Source organism: Halovalidus salilacus, assembly GCF_031852275.1.
GTDB lineage: Archaea > Halobacteriota > Halobacteria > Halobacteriales > Natrialbaceae > Halovalidus > Halovalidus salilacus.
In genome coordinates this window covers 1,263,481-1,282,565 of record NZ_CP134700.1, presented here as the reverse complement: position 1 = coordinate 1,282,565, position 19,085 = coordinate 1,263,481, and the positions used below count along the sequence as shown (strand labels likewise).

At 48.1% G+C, this 19,085-nt stretch carries 15 protein-coding genes; 7 read left to right on the top strand and 8 right to left on the bottom strand.

Features of this window, described 5'->3' with window-relative positions:
* Positions 1-23 precede the first annotated feature (23 nt).
* Positions 24-926 (bottom strand): helix-turn-helix transcriptional regulator, encoded by a 903-nt coding sequence (locus RJT68_RS06370; RefSeq protein ID WP_407039533.1) that lies wholly within the window; start codon positions 924-926, stop codon positions 24-26.
* 148 nt (positions 927-1,074) lie between these two features.
* Here RJT68_RS06370 and RJT68_RS06365 point away from each other — a divergent pair, with 148 nt between their 5' ends.
* The gene (locus RJT68_RS06365; RefSeq protein ID WP_407039532.1) at positions 1,075-2,157 is read left to right on the top strand and encodes a class I SAM-dependent methyltransferase; all 1,083 of its coding nucleotides are present in this window, start codon (positions 1,075-1,077) and stop codon (positions 2,155-2,157) included.
* A 447-nt stretch (positions 2,158-2,604) separates the two neighbouring features.
* Here the strand turns inward: RJT68_RS06365 and RJT68_RS06360 are convergent, their stop codons facing one another.
* On the bottom strand, positions 2,605-3,405 hold the full coding sequence (locus tag RJT68_RS06360) for a Cdc6/Cdc18 family protein (protein WP_407039531.1): 801 nt from the start codon (positions 3,403-3,405) through the stop codon (positions 2,605-2,607).
* A gap of 231 nt (positions 3,406-3,636) precedes the next feature.
* On the opposite strand from RJT68_RS06360, the gene RJT68_RS06355 reads away from it, so the two are divergent.
* A complete protein-coding gene (locus RJT68_RS06355) occupies positions 3,637-4,689 on the top strand; it encodes a Cdc6/Cdc18 family protein (RefSeq protein ID WP_407039530.1) in 1,053 nt (350 codons plus the stop codon).
* On the opposite strand, the gene RJT68_RS06350 is transcribed toward RJT68_RS06355, so the two are convergent.
* Positions 4,674-5,048, bottom strand: coding sequence for a hypothetical protein (locus RJT68_RS06350; RefSeq protein ID WP_407039529.1), 375 nt, complete (start codon positions 5,046-5,048; stop codon positions 4,674-4,676). The genes RJT68_RS06355 and RJT68_RS06350 overlap by 16 nt on opposite strands.
* A 230-nt stretch (positions 5,049-5,278) precedes the next feature.
* On the bottom strand, positions 5,279-6,529 hold the full coding sequence (locus RJT68_RS06345; RefSeq protein WP_407039528.1) for a tyrosine-type recombinase/integrase: 1,251 nt from the start codon (positions 6,527-6,529) through the stop codon (positions 5,279-5,281).
* A 308-nt stretch (positions 6,530-6,837) separates the two neighbouring features.
* On the opposite strand from RJT68_RS06345, the gene RJT68_RS06340 reads away from it, so the two are divergent.
* Entirely contained in the window at positions 6,838-7,074 is a 237-nt protein-coding gene (locus RJT68_RS06340) for a histone (RefSeq protein ID WP_407039527.1), read from the top strand.
* A gap of 49 nt (positions 7,075-7,123) precedes the next feature.
* Here RJT68_RS06340 and RJT68_RS06335 read toward each other — a convergent pair whose 3' ends face one another.
* On the bottom strand, positions 7,124-9,121 hold the full coding sequence (locus RJT68_RS06335; RefSeq protein WP_407039526.1) for an ATP-binding protein: 1,998 nt from the start codon (positions 9,119-9,121) through the stop codon (positions 7,124-7,126).
* A gap of 52 nt (positions 9,122-9,173) precedes the next feature.
* Between RJT68_RS06335 and RJT68_RS06330 the strand changes: the two genes are divergently transcribed.
* From RJT68_RS06330 to RJT68_RS06320, 3 genes are all read left to right on the top strand, one after another.
* On the top strand, positions 9,174-9,809 hold the full coding sequence (locus tag RJT68_RS06330; protein WP_407039525.1) for a TATA-box-binding protein: 636 nt from the start codon (positions 9,174-9,176) through the stop codon (positions 9,807-9,809).
* 92 nt (positions 9,810-9,901) lie between these two features.
* A complete protein-coding gene (locus RJT68_RS06325; protein WP_407039524.1) occupies positions 9,902-13,180 on the top strand; it encodes a site-specific DNA-methyltransferase in 3,279 nt (1,092 codons plus the stop codon).
* Positions 13,181-16,261: a DEAD/DEAH box helicase family protein gene (locus tag RJT68_RS06320; RefSeq protein WP_407039523.1), complete on the top strand. Its 3,081-nt coding sequence runs from the start codon at positions 13,181-13,183 to the stop codon at positions 16,259-16,261.
* 43 nt (positions 16,262-16,304) lie between these two features.
* Here the strand turns inward: RJT68_RS06320 and RJT68_RS06315 are convergent, their stop codons facing one another.
* Positions 16,305-16,448 (bottom strand): hypothetical protein, encoded by a 144-nt coding sequence (locus tag RJT68_RS06315; RefSeq protein WP_407039522.1) that lies wholly within the window; start codon positions 16,446-16,448, stop codon positions 16,305-16,307.
* A 324-nt stretch (positions 16,449-16,772) separates the two neighbouring features.
* Entirely contained in the window at positions 16,773-17,840 is a 1,068-nt protein-coding gene (locus tag RJT68_RS06310) for a DUF932 domain-containing protein (protein WP_407039521.1), read from the bottom strand.
* Positions 17,841-17,938: 98 nt separating this feature from the next.
* On the opposite strand from RJT68_RS06310, the gene RJT68_RS06305 reads away from it, so the two are divergent.
* A complete protein-coding gene (locus tag RJT68_RS06305) occupies positions 17,939-18,463 on the top strand; it encodes a hypothetical protein (RefSeq protein ID WP_407039520.1) in 525 nt (174 codons plus the stop codon).
* A gap of 19 nt (positions 18,464-18,482) precedes the next feature.
* On the opposite strand, the gene RJT68_RS06300 is transcribed toward RJT68_RS06305, so the two are convergent.
* A complete protein-coding gene (locus tag RJT68_RS06300; RefSeq protein WP_407039519.1) occupies positions 18,483-18,947 on the bottom strand; it encodes a hypothetical protein in 465 nt (154 codons plus the stop codon).
* Between the last annotated feature and the right edge of the window lie 138 nt (positions 18,948-19,085).

Below are 19,085 nucleotides of genomic sequence, written 5' to 3'. Positions count from 1 at the left end.
GGGAAAGAGCGTACTCGCGGATCTCAGTTACCCCCGTCGTCGAGTGGCGTCGAATCCGCCTCGACCGACGCGTAGACCCGTTCGGCCCACTCGCGGGCGAGGGGCGAGTCGGTATCGACGAACGCCCGCATCAGTCCCGTCTCGTCGTCGTATCCGCCGATCCCGACGCGCTCGTCGAAGATCGCGAGCCCGTACGGTAACGTCTCGCGAATCCGGAGCGTCAACCGGCCGCGATCGATCGTCTCGGTCGCCCGGCTCGGGAACGTGTCCAGTAATTTCTCGGCGACCTCGGGCGTGTAAACGATCTCGCTCTCGGTCGCGTCGAAGAGCTGCTGGTAGAATTCTCCGACGCTCAACGGCGCCATGTGCGTGGAATTGAACCCGCGGAACGTTGCCGTCCCTTCGACGAGCGAGAGGAACCGCTCGACCGGTCGGTACGGATCGGCCGGTTCCGCGACGGTCACGGTCGCCTCGACCATCGGTTCGATGGCGAACTCCGCGTGGTGCGGACAGATCGCGTCCAGCAGCGGTCCCATCCGGTGAGCGGTGCTCACGTTCGCTTCGAACCGAAGGATCTCGTCGGTGATCGCCTCGCCGCGTCCCGTCAACCGGAACCGGCTCTCGACCTTCTCGGCGAATCCTCGTTCGTCGAGCCACTTCGTCAGGCGATGGCTCGTCGCCCGCGAGACGTCGAGGCTCTCCTCGATCTCTCGACGGTCTAACGGCTCCTGGCGGAGCGCTTCGAGAACCGGACCGTGACGCACGAGGTCACCGAGACGGGCCGGGTCGATGCGGTCGCCGGCCGCGTCGAGCCGCTCGCCGAGGTACTTCTGGTTTCGCGCGTTCTGCAGGACGGCCTCGAGGATCGGCGACGCGGGCGGTTTGAACACGAGATGCGACGATCGGTCGTCTTCGGGGGAATCCATGGTACTTGCTAACCTAATAAAGGATGGCGAAGGTAGTGAGTCTATCCGTCCCGACGAGAATTCTCTCTCACGCCACGAAATCGCGTGCAGTCCGCGAAACGGACGATCGGTGAATGAGGCCAATACGTTCGCCGCCGACGGTGTAGCCATGGCACCACCGACTACCGCAGACGAACCGGTCGACGAAGAACGACTGGACGAACTCGTCGGCATGGCCGTCAACGAACTCGGAGCGGCCTATTACGCCCCATTGATCGTCATCGGTGACAGGCTCGACCTCTACGAGACGTTGGCAGACGCCGGACCGCTCACGCCCGACGAGTTGGCCGAACGGACCGACACCGTCGAACCGTACATCGCCGAGTGGCTCGCCGCAGGTGCGGCCGGCGGCTACGTCACCTACGATTCCGAGACGGGACGATACGGACTCACCCCCGAGCAGGCGGCGCTGCTGGCCGACGAAGACGGTCCCGCCTTCCTCGTCGGCGGGTTCCAGGGACTGGCGGGCTATCAGAAGCGCCTCCCGGAACTCGAAGCCGACTTCCGAACCGGTGCGGGCCTCGGCTGGCACGAACAGGATGAGGACGTCTGTCTCGGCACCGAGCGCTTCTACCGGCCCGGCTACGAGACGAGCCTCGTCGACGAGTGGATCCCCGCGCTCGACGGACTGGACGCAACACTCGAGGCGGGTGCGCGCGTGGCCGACGTAGGCTGTGGGCACGGTGCGTCGACGATTATTCTGGCCGAAGCCTATCCCGACTCGGAGTTCGTCGCCGTCGATTACCACGACCACTCGATCGAGGTGGCCCGCGAGCGCGCCGAAGACGCCGGCGTCGCCGACCGCATCGACTTCGAGGTCGCGACCGCGACGGAGTACGACGGGGTCGACTACGACCTCGTGATGATGTCCGACGCGTATCACGACATGGGCGATCCGGCCGGCGTGGCAGCACACGTGCGGGAGACGCTCGCCGACGACGGGACGTGGATGCTGGTCGAGCCGTTCGCCGGCGATCGGCTCGAGGACAACCTCAACCCGGTGGGCAGGGCGTTCTACTGCGCCTCGACGATGGCCTGCGTACCGAACTCGCTGGCCCAGGGCGGCGACCCCGTACTGGGAGCGCAGGCCGGCGAAGCGCGTCTTCGCGAGGTGATCACCGAGGGCGGATTTACGCGCGTCCGTCGGGCGACCGAGATGCCGTTCAACCTCGTCCTCGAGGCGAGGCCGTGAACGCCGGCCCCGACCCGCTTGCCGGCGGTTCAGCGCGTACTCTCGAACGTGCTGATCCAGTACTGACATATCTCGCGTGTACTCACCAGCAATCGACGAGACGTGAGCGTAAGAGCGCTATTTCTCGTTCACGTCACTCGGCGGTTTCGCTCCGGGTAAATGGTTACAGAAAAGCCTAGGCCGGGATTTGAACCCGGGCTCTCGTCCTTACCAAGACATTGATACGTTTCGTGGCCTAAAAACGGTGATTTGACCGTCTTCAGACAACACGTTTTCAATCGTCTTCTCAGATCGCGTCGCCGTCCTGGTATTAGTTGTATATCCGGTTGCTGGCGGGTCTCTTCGTCGACTTAGTATTATCCCGCACCCACTTGAAACACCGGGCAAGCAGTCTATCGGCCTGAACTCCAATACTAGTCCGGAACTATACTCATGAGAATAATTCTGTCACGTTGCCAATTCTTCTGACACTTCTGAAAGCCCCTTCTGCTCCGCTTTTCGTGCGGCCTGAAGCAGTAGTGAAAGAGCCTGTCTACAGTCACCCGAGTTCTCGGCTACCTGTTCCGCAATCTTTGTGATAACCTTATCCGGTACGGATCCAGGACGAAATGCTTGTTCCACCCGGTTTTCCAGTATCTGTTCGAGTTGAGCCGTGTTGTATGAGTTGAATTCAAGCGTCTGGCAGTTCAGTCGGGAGCGGCTTCGAGGGTCTAATTCAATCGTGGTCGGGTGCTGGTTTGACACCATCACGACACCTAACTGGTTTTCTGAGTCTTCGTTCAGCATTTGCAAGTCGTAGATGATCTCGGTTCGATCCTCTAGTTGGTCGAACTCGTCAAGTGCGACTGCCACTCCACGATTCTTGCTCAACCACTCACGGATTTTCGAGAGCAGTTCATCGACCGGCTTTCCTTTCCGTGGTGCCGGATAACCCAGTTGAATCAATAACTCAGTCAGTAAGGAGGGACGAGTGTTGTACTGCCAGCAGTTGATGTACACTGCTTTAGAAGTGGTCTCTTCCTCCATCCGGTTGAAGACGTGGCGTACACAGGTGGTCTTCCCGATACCGGCCGGACCATAGACTAACAGGTTTTCAGGGCTACGTCGACGGGTAACCGGTTTCACCGCCTCCACTATCCGATCTATTTCACTGCGTCTTCCCACCGGTTTCTCCGGTTGAAAACCAGTGTCTAGATAGGTTTCACTTCTAAGTATACCGCGTCCATCTTGTTGTTTTGAATCAAACATTGTCTAAGAATGCCTCCCCCTCTTTCTCGCATTTCACTGCGAATAATACAATTCAGGATAGGTTACATTCAAAAAGAGGGTCCGGCACCCCAGTTCACTTGATACCACTAAATAAGGTGTAACGGAACTCGTGGAACATTCTCCGGTTCAAATAAATCAGTATCCCAGCTTTTCATTTGAACCCGGGTATCGCTAAACCCCCGTAAAACAACAATTCACAGACACTGTTTGATGACACGCAAACTAATCTCCGACCCTGAGCCACTGCAACCAGAATACATTCCCTCAGACTTTGTCAACCGAGAGAACACCAAAACCGCACTCTCTAACCTAATCGGTCCAGATAGCAGCAGAAACATTCACCTCCAGGGACCCGAGGGAACCGGGAAAACCCATCTAACACTTCACCAACTCAACCAACTTGACCAGGTGAACACATGCTATGTCGACTGCAAAAACTCGGATACCCAGTACAAAGCACTGAGACAGATCCTTCAATCACTAACCGAGGAACCAGTCAACACCGGGTACCACACATCCGATCTCCAGCGAAAGATCGAGGAACGAACCGGAGCCATTCATACAGTAATAGCGCTCGACGAAATAGAATTCCTGCTCGAAAACGACGGGGACAGCCTCCTCTACTTTCTCTCCCGGATGAAAAACCAATCCAAGGTCAACGTCATCACTATCTCCAACCAGGGTTTGAATCTGCAAAAGCAGGTAGAGGAAAGGACATTCAGCAGCCTACAACCGTACCCGATTCAACTGGAGCCATACACTGGGGAAGAGCTCTACGACATAATCCTTGACCGGGCACGAAAATCATTGAAACCACAGACTGTACAGAAATCAGGCCTAACTTACATCGCTTCAAAAACCACCAACCCCCGACTTGGGATCCAATGGCTGAAAGCTGCAGCTGAGACAGCAGATAAAATCATCACCGAAAACCACGTCCAGCAGATCGAAGAGAAAGCACTCAACGAATATATCGACCTACTTCTCGAACCATTCACCGAACATCACCGCCTGCTGTTTAGAACAATCCAAGAACTCGCAGAAAACACAGACACAACGATACAGACCGGAGACGTCTACCAAAGCTACCAAGAACTCTGTCAATCCCAAGAACGGGAATCACTGAGCAACCGCCGTATCAGCGACCACTTAAAACAACTCGAACTCCTCAACCTGATCAAAGCAGAATACCACTACGGCGGCATCAAAGGCAAAACACGAGAAATCCGTCTCAACTATGCTGGCAGCTATAACAAGTCCTGAATATCAAACTCCTCTAACTCATTTAATTCACGGAGAAGTTCCCGGCGCTCACGCTCCAGCCTTTGCTTGTCGTTCCAGTGCTGCTGTTTTTCATCTCTAATCAAAGAATAGAACCGTTTGATCTCTGACTTCAACTCATCTACATTGGAAGAGCCGTGAGTCCGATACTCATTTTCTAACCGTTCGAGGTACCAATCTAATTTTGAACCGAGCTCATCCAGTACTTCCTCATTTATTTCATCTCGTCTGTCTAACTGGTTCTGAATCCGCTCCAACTCGGTCTCTAGACGCTGCCGCTGATTTTCTTGATTCTCTTCAAGAAACTGGTCAAGATCCCAGTCATCACCCAGGTAATCCATAGAAGATAATTGGGGGAGTGGAAGAGGTTACAGGTTATTGCTCGCCGGGTTGCAGTAGACTCCGGTATTCCCTTGCCTTCCGTCTGTAGAACAACGGCAGACCCTCTACCTCTTCCTCACTCCAAGAGCTTACTTTCTGAAGCAGTTGCTCTGCCTCGTGAAGCCTTTCAGTGAGTTCTCGACCCATACACGGTTTTTAGAGGTCGCTTCTTTTTCACCGTGACACAAGACTAGGATTCGTTTGCATCCTCCAATCGAAGCAGCTTCTCCAAAGTCCCGTTCTCTTCTAATTCATTCAGTCGCTCCAAGACTTCCTGCTTATTTTGTTTCTCAGCCTGCTTCTTGAGGCTTAATGCCCGTCCACAATTACGGCACTCGCTATATTCGTGCTGATTCTCAGTACCGCAGAATGGACATGGAACTGGTTCCTCCTCATCTTCAGAAGTATCAAGTCCGTACTTGTTACGGATCGCTTTGTTCACATCGTCGTTATTCAGGTGGACGTAGACTTTCGCCCTGTCAGATCCTGGTTTCCAGCCGGCAAACTTGTTCAACTGCTCATATCCCATAAACGTCGCTACCTCCGTCAATCGTGTATGCCTCAGGTTGTACGGACGGGACTTATTGCTCGGTATCCCAGCTTTTTCGCAGGCAGCTTTGAACCGACGTCGAAAACCATCGTAGTTCATCCGATCGGCTAAGTCCGGTTCGTAACTACACGAGTCTTTGTGGTGATGAGGGATTTTACCACAGTTCTTGCAGGCTTGCTGCTCGCTTTTTACCCAGAGAGGGGCACTAGGATCCTCAAGATCTCCGATCTCCCCTCCTAAGGGGTGGTGAGCAATCCATTCACGCAGTGTTCTACCGGCTCGAACCAACTGATTGGTCCTATCAGGAGTTCCTTTCAGACCTTCCAGGAAGATGAAGTCGCCTTTCTCGTTTGATGTGAAGTCTGCTAGGTTACGGGAGAGAACTTCTCCGGGACGGGCAGCTGATTCGTACAGCACCATTGTAAGGGCTCGATCACGGGTAGTTGAGAAATTTTGAAACAAACTCTTCAGTTCGTCTTTGGTGAACAGATCTTCCCGGCTAACAGTACTGGTCTGCCCCTGATGAACGGTGAAGAAATCGACTTTCTCAGGGTGCTCACGTCCACCATTCTCGATTTTATAGTACTTTTTGACCGCTCCCTTCATCGTATGCTTCGTCGACTTAGTGTACCGATCGGTACGATGAAGCGTGGCTATCGTCTTCTTGAGTTCTGCCTCGGTTGCTTCAGACAGTGTGAAATCGTCCGGAGCGCAGAATCTGATAACCGACTTGAGGGCGGTAATAAGTCTTCGTTGACGTACTTGGCTTAATCCTTCAGCAGCACACTCGTCGATGAAGAACCGTATCGCCTCCACATTTTCCGGTGTGAGTTCTGAGTCATCTAGATTTTGAAGTGCTTTCTCGACATTGACGTATTTTGTAGTGGACATAGATTAGTTGGTCTCCATAAGTTAGAAGGAAAGCAGGGAGACAACACGCTTCACTTGAGGGTTCGTTTCTCTTGACGAACACCGAACGGTCGGTACAGTGCCCTCTCACGGAACGTTTCTCTTGCTTAGTTTCCGGTCAGAGAAGGCTTTGGGACACCGAACGGTTCGTTCATGGCCCGGATGGGGCTTGCTATTATCCGTTCGGAGCCTGTTTCTCGTTGTTTCCTTTGCTCTCCTTCCTTCGTTTCAGTTTTCAAGTGAAATTGGATCTAGAATCTTTAAATAAGTTAAATATCTAACACATTGATATGGAATTTTCTACCCGATCTATGAGTATTCTACTAAAACAAGAGACCGACAAACGGGTATCCGAAGGAGCATCAAACCAGCTCGGAGACGTCCTAGAGAAATTCACTGAAGACGTCGCCAAAGACGCAATTTCTCTTGCTTCCGAAAATGGGTATCAAACGGTCAAGCCAGAACACATCAGAACCGCCCTCAGCAAGTACACAAAACGTGATATACAACAATCATACCTTGATTAAAAATACAGATAGAGTACTTTATTCCGATACAGCGAAACCGCAGAACTCCCTACGTCGAAGGCAGCTGCTCCTTGTTGAACTCCCGAAACAGTCGAAACACGACCCGATTATCGTCTAACCTTTTTTCAGCTATTCTCTGGCGTAGTCCCTCCCGGACTTCCTGGTTACGGCAGGCGATCCAGATAGTGTCGAACCGCTCCAAGTGTTCCTCCACGTGTTTGATTTCTCGGGGGTTGTCTCCCATCGCGACCTCAACCACTAACTCCGTGTTTCCCATGTTGACGTAGACGTCGGCATCGAACTTTTCCAAGAATGCAGACCAGCCAGTTTCTTCAAACAAGTCTTTGATCTGGTGCTGCCAGTATCGATGGATAACTCCTCCTCGACCCCTGTGTTTCACCTCCAGTTCGAGCTCGGTTTCTGCGTACTCTCGGCCTTTATCGGTTAACTGTAACAGCTTCCGCTTGCCTTTCTCGGTGTGGACCTTTCTCTCAACTACAACACCGTTGTCGACAAGTTCGTTCTTCGCCTTGTTTCCCTTGTAACTACTCGGAAAATCGCTGTACCGGTCGGTTAAACCACGAAACGGGTTCTCCACTACGTCTTTGAGGAATTGGTTTGCATCACTGCTTAGATCTAGTTCTCTTTGTGGGTCCTCGACGACCTTCGGACTCTCGACCTCATCTGAACGACCAGGTGCTACAATTGATTTGAAACCAGGTGTCAAACTTCGAGGGTCATACGAAAGACTGGTCCAGTTATCAGCTTGGCTTTGCTCCAAGTCTTCATCCGAAACCTGCTTCTCCAAACTGTAATCATCCAAACTTACCGGTATCGGACTACTGTTACCGACCTGAACAACCGCTTCACCAGTACCCAATCCCTGGGCAAACTCTCGCTGCCGCTCAGACAAATTCAAACTGTCTGCAACCTCGTCAAACTGCTTCCGATCACCCAATGGCAGCAACACTTTGGTGTACGTGTTAGCCTTGATCGAGTCCGTCAACTTACTTGGCTCCTGATCACCCACAACCAATCCTTCACCGAACTCCCGCATCTTCGCCGTCAACTCATCGATCTCAGGCAGTCCAGAAGCATTCTGCCTCTCCTTGTAAACACTGAAAACCCGTTTACCCTCATCCAAGAAAAACAAATGCCGCAAACCCTGATTCCGCTGATTCTGGGCCAAGCGAAATTCAAACACGTGAGCAAACAGAACCTCCATCAAAAAATTCTGGACATCACGACTCAAGCCGTCAAACTCGAACACCACATCTCGTTTCAATAACTCCTCCAAGTCGTAACCCCGGCTACAATCGAAAACCGTGCCTGCTGTAAGGTTCATCGCTTCTAAACGGTTCAAAACCGTATCGCGGTAGTTCGATGACTTCCGCATATAACTCATTGAATCTGCCTCAATCAAGGCCTGAAGCTCAATCAAACTCGGAAACGGCTCCGACACCTCTTCAAATTGATTGTAGGCCCTGTACAGCTTGATCACCGACTTCAATAAATAATTCTTAGAACCACTCAACAACGCGGTACTATGCCCGAACATTTCACTGAAGACCTGAGCCCACCTCCGAGGAGGAACACCGTTCGGCGGCCGCAACGGATTCAACTTCAACTCACTCCACGGCAACACCAACAAATCACTATCTCTACTGGCTAAGTGACGGTAGTCCTGTTTCAAATCAAAAAACCAGACCGGGACACCAACATTCTCATACATATTATAGAACAACGTCGTCTTACCACTCCCTGACTGCCCTACCGCCAACAAATGCTGAGTCAAATCCCCCTCCGACAACAAAAACGGTCGACCAGGGAAATCATTACCCAACCTAATCCTCCCAGAAACCCGCTGAGAATCAAACGGATATCTCCAGTGCCCTACCGACTTATTGAGAACTGTTCGGGAAGCTAACCTCTGCAAATACTCGCTATCCGAGGCACCAGCAGCTAAAACCAACCGTCGAACACTAGGATCATCCAAAACCCCGTTCCGCTTCGCAAACTCCAGAAGATTCTCAATATCTTGACCCATAATGATTAGAGACACTGCTATCTCCTATTGGATGGCCAGAGCCCCATTTCAGATGAAGCAGGTCTGGAGACCCAATAGATACTCTCTTAGGAGAAATACCCATTACTATAGTGGCTTCGGGGAGAATCGTGCTTATCAACTGATGGTGAGCCCAGAACTCGTTAATGCCGTTGGGGGCGGAGACCTGCAACAGGAGCTAGATCTACAAGCCTTATATGAAGAAATTTCGGCAGATGAAATTCGATACGACCCAGAGTACTGGCCTGGGTTGTATATCCGTTTTAATGATGGCTCTCCGGCTATTATGATATTCAGGACTGGAAAATACAATATCGCTGGCGCAGACTCAATAGACGAACTAATCAACGCCAATCAAAAATTTCTATCAGTAGTACGAGAATTAGGTCTAACATTTGACGATCCCGACTTCGAAATTCGAAATCTAGTCTACTTAGAAAAATATCATAGAGAGTTAAATCTTGATCCTATTGCGGTTGAGCTTGGGTTGGAGAATACAGAGTATGAGCCGGAGCAATTTCCAGGTCTACTCTATCGATCCCCCGATTTTATAGGAACATTTTTGATCTTCAGGAATGGGAAGATACTTCTCACCGGTTCTAATAATCCTGAAAGCTCTATAGAGGCGTTTCAAACCCTTTTCGCGGAGCTTGATAACCTATTTAGATAACTATCTTTTCGAATTTGTCAAGGACTCGATATGAGATACTCACTCGTCCAGCTTGAGCAACATTCTTAATGGTTAGACGGGAGTTGTCTAATATGGCTAAGCTAGAGGACATTGCTGATTTACCCGGATTTGGCCCTTCAAAAATCGATAGCTTTCGAAATGCGGGTTATGATACCCTTGAAGATCTGAGAGGTATCACGTGGGACGAACTTGGAGAAGTAAAAGGCATTAAGTCCTCAGCAAAGAGAAGAGCCCTTCTAAACTTCCTAGAGGAGCAGAACCTCCGGGAAAAACCCGAAACAGAAGAAAAATACGAAAAGTTCCGAGCCCTTCTAGAAGAACTCTTCCAATTTGAAAGTGCGGATCTTGATTTCGGTGTGTATCGTATAATGAATGAAAAACGGGGGCGGATTGAGGAATTTCTTGATGAAGAACTCCAAGAAAAGGTCAAGAATGAATTAGAGGAGTTCCAAGCTACAGAGCAGAGTGAGGCTCGAGAACGGCTTGAAGCAGCAAAAGAGCAGATAAATAACGATTTCCCCCACTGGGCTGATGAACACGGAAATATAGATGAAGAGGCTCTCCCTGACGATGCACAAGGAATTGCTAAAGAACGAAAAGACGAATATTTAGAAGCGAAAGCTGAAGCTGAGAAAGCAGACATAGGTGAAAGTACAGAGGCAGCAATATATCAGGACCTCTACCGCTTCTTTAAACGATACTACGAAGACGGTGACTTCATCCCTCAGCGAAGGGCAGCTAACCAGGAAAAATACGCCATTCCGTATAACGGCGAAGAGGTTAAACTCCACTGGGCAAACAAGGATCAGTACTTCGTAAAAACTGGTGAACAATTCCAAGACTATAAATTCCGAAAGGACTCCTACGACATCGAATTCAAACTCCACGATGCGCACGTAGAAAAGAGTAACAAGAAAGGAGACGAGAAATACTTCGTCCTTCGGGAGCGGAACCCGATCGAACAGGAAGACCGCTGCCTTACTGTACATTTCGAATACCGACCACTAAGAGAGGAAGACTATGATGAATATGGCCTCTCAGAAAGTTCTCGTACAAAGTCTGGCGATATACAGGACGATATAAAAGAAAGAATCCTATCAGAAGTTTCCTCACAACTGCGAGAGGTCCTTGAGAGTGATACTGAGACCGAATATAGTAACAGTAGCGTACTAGAGAAGCATCTTAAGAATTACCGCACTAAGAACGAAGAAGATTATTTCATCCACAAGGATCTAGGAGGCTTTCTTGAACAAGAACTGGACTTCTATCTGAAGAATGAGGTATTTTCTTGGAAAGAACTAACCGATGAAACTGGAGAGATACCATCTCACGTTCGGGCTAGACTTAACGCGGTTGAGAATATTGCCACAGAAATAATTGAATTTATATCCCAAATAGAAGACTTCCAGAAGAAGCTTTATGAGAAGAAGAAGTTCGTCGTAAACTCTGAATATTGTGTCACACTCGATAAGGTTCCAGAAGAACTCTACTCTGAGATTCTTGAGAACGATGAGCAATTAGAAAAGTGGAGGGAACTCTACGCAATCGACGAAAAAAGCGGTCTTGCGAAGTATACCGGTAGTGCTGAATTTGACGAGGATTATTTAGAACAGCATCAATCGATGATGATTGATACCAAGTTTTTCGATCCAGAGTTCAAGTTCAGGCTGCTCTCTCATATTGATGATGTCGATAGCGCTACAGAAGGAGTACTGGTAAACGGGGAGAATTATCAGAGCCTTAAGCTATTGGAAAACAAATACTCTGATTCTATCGATTGTATCTACATTGATCCCCCATATAATACAGGAAATGACGGGTTTGTCTACAAAGACAATTATCCGCACTCTTCTTGGCTCAGTATGTTAAATGATCGGGCTTCTGCCAGCCGTCAATTGCTGAACGAAGATGGAGCATTTTTCTCTAGTATAGACGATAATGAAATGGATCGATACAATCTACTCCTTAGTGACATATTTGGAGAAGAGAATAATGCTGCAAACCTCATTGCTCGGCTCAACCCGCGTGGACGGACTATGGACAAATATGTCGCTCATACACACGAATACATTCTGAGCTATGTGAAGGATAGCTCGAATACAGATGCGATAACCGGAATGCCAAAAGAAGGTGAGATGCTGGAAGAGTACGATAGAGAAGATGATCGGGGCAAATATAGAGACATTGGTCTCAGAAACAGAAATCCACAATTCAACCGAGAAAACCGTCCGAATCTGTATTTTCCGCTTTATATCAATCCAGATACAAATGAAGTCGCCTTAGAAGAAAATGAAGATTATTCAATAGAAATACATCCCACTGATTCCCGGGGACGGGACGATTGTTGGACGTGGAGTGAAGAGAAAGTAGCTAACAATATCGATATGTTGGTCGGTCGGAAGACGAGGAATGGAGACTGGCGAGTTTATAGAAAGGATTACCTGAGAGATGAGAACGGAGAAGTCGCTAAAACGATGGCAAAATCGGTATGGACCGACAAAGAAATCAATAATCAGCGAGGAAAAGAAGCGTTGAAGCATTTGATGGGCGACCATACCGTTGACTTCCCCAAGTCTGTGGATCTAATCAAAAAATGTGTGAAGATTGGGGCAGGTCATGATGGAACAGTTTTAGACTTCTTTGCAGGATCCGGAACTACTGCGCAGGCAGTATTAGAGCTAAATGAAGAGTATGACCAGAATAGAGATTATGTAATGATTGAGATGGCTGATTACCTCCACGAAGTGATCAAGCCGAGAATCATCAAGTGGGTTTACAGTGAAGATTGGGAACTTGGTGTTCCAGAGGGTTCTAGTGGTCGTTCACACCTATTCAAGTACATTGAGACTGAAGATTTCGAGGACACATTACACCAAGAAAATCTGAAAAGTGGAGATTCGCAAGCCTCATTTGATGAATTCTCACCGAGCAGACTGTCCTATTATCTGAATTTCGAAGTAGATGGGCCGTCTTTGCTAGATCTTGGAGGGCTGAAAGATCCATTTGAGTACTCTCTTTATATTCAAAAAGGGAATGAAACCAAGAAAGAGACAATCGATCTTATAGAGACTTTCAATTATCTCCTAGGTCTGGAGGTTCGAAGTATTCAGCAGCTGGAAAACAATGATCGGAAGTATCGTGTAGTAAATGGCGAGCGAGACAATGAGAATGTCACGGTGATTTGGAGAACTGTTGAAGACGATGACGGCGAAGAATTCTTTGAAAACGATCGAGAGTTCCTGAGAAGTAACGTACTGGGGGATGAGGATTCCGTGTATATAAACTACGACAGCGCTCTCCCCGACGCAAAGTCTATTGAAAAAATCTTCCAGAACCGGATGTGGGAATAGATGGACAACTTCGACCAGAAACTCGTACTAGTTGAGTATCTCAACAACAAGTTCGGCGCTGACAGCTTTGAAGACTTCCGAGAAGCGTTGAATGATACAGAAGAGGGATTCAAGGCCGATAACCGTAGTCGATTTAAAGAGAATCTGACTTCGGAATTAGAGCCGACCGATTGGGTCTGGGATCGTATCGACCAGTATGATCAAAACATCGGGGAGTATGAGAAGAAGCTAAATGAAAATAGAGATGAAGATATTCGACTGAAGTACTTCCAGTATCTCTCACTGCTATTCACAGAAATATATCTTGATCTTTTCTACAACCATCGAGAGAAGCTAAAAGAGGAGTTCAGCCAGGTAATAGATGACAAGAAAGCCGAATTAGATGCTGACGACTTATATTCTCTAGAGGAAGGTAACCTACGTAAACTCGCTTACTGGATGGCTACTGGTTCAGGGAAAACCCTGGTTATGCACGCAAACTTCTGGCAATTCCAGAAATATACAAGCCAAGAAGTTGAAAATATCTTACTGATCACTCCTGACAGCGGCCTAACCGAGCAGCATCTAGAAGAATTTGAAGCGAGTGGAATTGAAGCGGAAAAGTTCAGCCCCGGAAACAACTCTTCCTCAGACGCTCTAGTAAGCGTTTTAGATATATATAAGATAAGTGATGAAAATGGCGACAAGACATTCCCAGTAGAAATGTTTGAGGGAGACAACCTCGTGTTCGTTGATGAAGGACACAAAGGAGCTCAAGGGGATACCTGGATTAACTATAGAGAACAGGTAATCGGTGAGAATGGATTTTCCTTTGAATACAGTGCGACCTTTGGTCAAGCACTGAGCTCTATCGAAAACGAGCAATTACAGAATCGCTATGTCAAGTCAATCCTCTTTGACTATTCATTCCGGAATTTCCATATTGACGGGTTCGGAAAAGAATACGACATTTTGAATCTTGCAGATGATGAATCGACACGCCGAAATAAGTACTTAACCGCAAATCTGCTCTCATTCTATGAACAGAAGAAGTACTTCACGGAGAATTCAGAGAACCTTGAAGACTTCAATTTGGAGGACCCGCTTTGGATCTTTGTCGGGCAAACAGTAAACGCGGTAAGTGGCCGAGAACTGACAAAGAAGGACAAAGTCTCTGACGTAGAAGAGGTTGTGAGATTTCTGAATCGAGTGCTCAGTAATCGAGAAACGATAATAGACGAAATAGATGATATCCTATCAGGCACTGAGTTTCTTGACGAGGACGGCAAACCCCTATTTGAGGACCGGTTCAATTACCTGAAGACTGCAGATATCAGCCCAGAAGAAATGTATCAGGAACTTCTGGATTTGATATTCAATTCTTCGGCGGATACTGAACTCAATGTTGTCCGGCTGAAGAACACGGAAGGAGAAATTGGGTTACGTGTTGGAAGAAATGAAGAGTACTTCGGTCTCGTGAATATTGGTGCCGGCACCACTAAGCAGTTTGTTGACCGAATTGAGGAAAACACCGATATAGTCGTTGAAGAGCAGGAGTTCAAAGGCTCTATTTTCGCAGATTTGGATTCAGGCGATTCAGACGTGAACGTTCTGATCGGTGCAAAAAGATTCACCGAAGGTTGGGACAGCTATCGAGTTTCCAATATGGGATTGATGCGAGTCGGTCGTAATGAGGGTGCTGAAATCATCCAGATCTTCGGTAGAGGGATACGTCTTCGTGGAAAGAACCATTCGTTGAAACGTACAGCCCATCTAGAACTCTCTGAATCTGAGATCCCCAAAAATATTGAAATCCTTGAAAGGCTGAATGTATTTGGGATCAAGGCAGATTACATTAAAGAATTCGAGGATCAGCTCGAAAAAGAAGATATACCAACCGGGTTTGTCACAAAGTCTGTGGAGACGGAGGTCGATACAGATCTAGTTGATGATGATCTCAAGGTTCCTCGAAGGAGTGACGAGACTAATTACGTTGACGAAACGGTTTCCAGTTTAGATGTTTCTGATTCTCATAAGCCGTTTGTAGATTTATATCCAGAAGTGCAAACTCTCCGTAGTCGTTCCTCTTTAGGATTGAGTGAAGAGAAAAACAAGATGACCGGTGATGATCTGAAGACATCTCTAGTTGATTGGGATCAGATCTTAATTGATATGATTGGATATAAAGAACGCAGCGGCTACTCCAATCTGATTTTGGATAAAAAGGACCTCAGGAAAATAATCAATAACGACGAATTCGTGCTTCAATGTCCGGAGAGACGAATTGAGTCGGATAGCATAGTCACAGAAAAAGAGAAGACTGAGGAAATTATTAGAATCATCCTTCGCAGCTACATAGATAATTTCTACACTACTGAGAAGTCCAATTGGGAAGATCTACGGAGAGAATATCAGACCCTTAATGAAGAAGATCCAGAACTAAATTTCGACCTCAAATTTAGAATTCCCGATGATAACGACCTCATTGAAGAAGTAACAGAAATCATCGAGAGTGCTAGTGATCCAAATAGCAACTATACCCTTTCCTTCGATAGGAGCCTCTACCAACCTCTATTCATCAAGAAGAATATCGAAGATAAAGATCCAGAAGAACAATTGAAGGCACCGGCGCAATCCCTCAATGAAGATGAGCAAAGGCTTGTTGAGCGACTAGACGGATTGTGTAAAGAGGGTAAGCTATCTGAAGAGACTATTTACTTACTGCGGAATCCGCGTAACCGAGGGGTTGGGTTTGAGCAAGGTGGATATCCAGACTTCCTACTTTGGATCAAGAGCGATCAGAGTCAGAAACTGATATTCCTGGATCCACACGGCATGGTATGGGAACCAGCTCAAGTCGAGAACGCAGATAAAGTGAAACTGGCTAAGCGGATTGATAAGTTGGAAGACCAGCTCGACGATTCCAATGTTGAAATGCATTCTTATGTCATTTCTGTTACTGACGAACAAACCCTGAACGACCGATTTGATGACTTCAGCGTCGAAAACTATGAGGAGAATAACGTTTACCTACAGGACAAAAAAGATGGGAAAAATTATCTGGAAAGAATCCTCGAAGATGCTGGAGTAAATCTCAAATAATCCGGATTCAAAGGTAGAAGCGCGTTAGTATTGATATTCACAGTCAATTGTTCTCCAACTTATATCGGAGTGGACCGGAGAACGTGGTGCCTCCGGTCAAGTTAATCCGGTACGATTTCTCCTCTTCCACGAACTGTTTCTGCTCCGTGTACTCGTCGAGAAGCTCATCTACCGTTTGTATTTTCATCACCCCCTGTTTCGAGTAGTGCTTCTAACTCGGTTTCATACACTCCGACGACGTCCTCAACAGGTGTACCTCCGTCCGGAAACAGTGGGTCTTCGCTATCTGGATCTAGGTCGATGCGGTAGGCACCAGCCTGTTCTAACTGGTCTTGGCTGAAGTAGCCGTACTCCCACGAGTCATACGTATTCGGTGATTTGACACGGCCAAAATACAGGTCATCTTCGGTTTTGTCGTAGGCTTCCCACGTCCAATTCGGAAGGAATGCTGCCTCCCAAGCCGCTAAAGGCTCTTCTTCATCAAAATCTGTAATCAGTGAATCACCCTCTTCTATGCCTCTACTCCGTGCTTTTCAAGCAGCTCTCTGATTTTCTCATCTTCACCCTCCCAATACTCATCCGATTCAGTAGACTCGATCCGTTGCTGTGCTCTACGCTCAACTGTCTGCCTTCCCAGCTGCTCTGGGTCGGGAATCTCGTTGTACCCGGTTTCTAGGAGTTTGGCGGCTTGCTCGAATCCGTGGTCCAAGTCGTAATCAGGTACGTCACCGGTGTAGTGTGTTAGTGCGCGTGTGGCCGCGTTGTAGGTCTCCCAAAGCGTCGGTGATTCTGGATCATCCACCTCCTCGTGCAGTGCATTGAGTAAGTCTGGAACCGGTTGTTCCAGGAAGTTTCCAATCCCTTGGTCTAAGAGTACGAGCAGTGCTTCATCCTGATTCATCAACTCTCGGTTCTGTGCCTGAGACAATCGGTGCTCGATCTCGGCGGGAGACTCAATCACTGCATCTACTGCGTGATATGCTAACCCGGGTTGGAATGGATCTCCGTGTGTCTGATCGAACCCGAGCTCGGAAACAAAAGCCATCATCCCGTTACTGCAGACCTGGCGTTCAGCACCAACGTCATACTTCAAACCGTGAAAACCACTGTGACCGCTTCGCACCTTCAGACCGAGATTGATCGGATCATCCTGATTGGCGTAGACCGTAGTGTCTCCGGTAAAATCGATGTTGGCACTCATTCTATGAGCTGTCGGGGACAGTGAAACACCTCCCTTGACACCGATATTCAAATCACCGTGCTGCTCTACAGCGTCACCAACTGTTTCGAGGATATCACCGTACTGAATCACGTTGTAGAAGTCGTCATTGCTTGAGACTACACCTGTGGTCCGACCATCATCAGTCCACAAAGAATCCCTGTACGGCACACTCTCCCATTCATCACTCTCGGTGTGATGGGCATAGACGTCGTGACGACTCACTTCAGGCAATCTATCTGCGGTTTTGTACAACTCGTCTAAATCGTCGAAAGTATAGCGTTCTCCTTGAATAGACAATTCCACCTCATCTTGTATTCCAAACTCGGAATCCCAACAAACAAACTCAACAAGTAACACCCAGCTTCACTTGGACTCAGCACTTCACCTCAGATCAATAGAGAACCAGGCAGGGGTACACACTAGTTATTAAGCAAATGGGACACCTGTAGCCGCTCATGCCAAGCGATTTAGAATCCGGATCAGAACGTAAAAACATTCTATCTGTCTTCCATGACCACCCAGATCTAACACTTCCCGGAGAACACATCGACTTAGACGAACTACTACTAGACGACCCAAGACACTTCATATATAAACTAGATCAGGAATACAAATATCCAGCAAAGCGCCCTGAGTTAGGAGAAAGAGAATACTTAGCACAGAGTGAAATCGAGATCTATCGGTCTGACCCATATTTAAACGGACAAGGTATTCTGCTGGAAGCCCTGATTACATATAGAGGTGTTTTAGATGCTTCCTTTGTTAAACAAAAATTCAGTCACATTGTGAACGCATATTCTTCATCCGACTCCTACATTGAGAAAGACACCGGCGATACTGAGAATCATCTAGCAGTCATGCGTATTCCAGAAGACCTCGATAGCGAACAATTACAGACCTCTGTTGATGCAGCAGTAAAAATGCTAAAAGCGGGAGTCGATCTCCAGAAGAAGGTAATGGAAGCTGCATCTTCAAATTAGACATATTGAAATCTCTACTCTATTCTGGTGTGGCGCTGAGAATCGATTCATAATCCGGACTAACCGAGACACCCTTATCGATCATCTCCCGTGCGACCTCCCCACCAACCAGGTACACTGATCTTCTTTGCCCCTCCAACATTTCATCATGGGCTAAGTAAGCAACTTGTCCCGAGACCTCTGCCTCCCATTCAACACTGTTCCTGACTTCACTAATCAAAACGATAGTAGAACCAGAAGTCACGTTCACCCTTTCTAATGGTATGAAGTTCTCACTGCTCAGGGCATGGTTCCTTCTCTGACCTTCCTCTATCTCCTCAAATGACCTAGAAAGAACCGCTACCTTACTCTCTGTGTCAATATGCCACTGTACCGACTCCCCGTAGACAGGGTGGTCAAACGAGACCAGCTCGCGTATAGACTTCGGCAAGTTCAGTTTGAACTTGTCTCTAAGCCGTTTAACCTCTAAAATTCTCAGATCCATTTACCGGCTCACAAATACTGTACCGAAGTCCCCTGTAATAATACTGTTCGAAAATTCGAACGCGTTGCAGGTTACAGTCAGGTTTGAAACTTCGAAAAACGTCTGAAATATGATATGAGCTGCTCTATTCCTATCTGG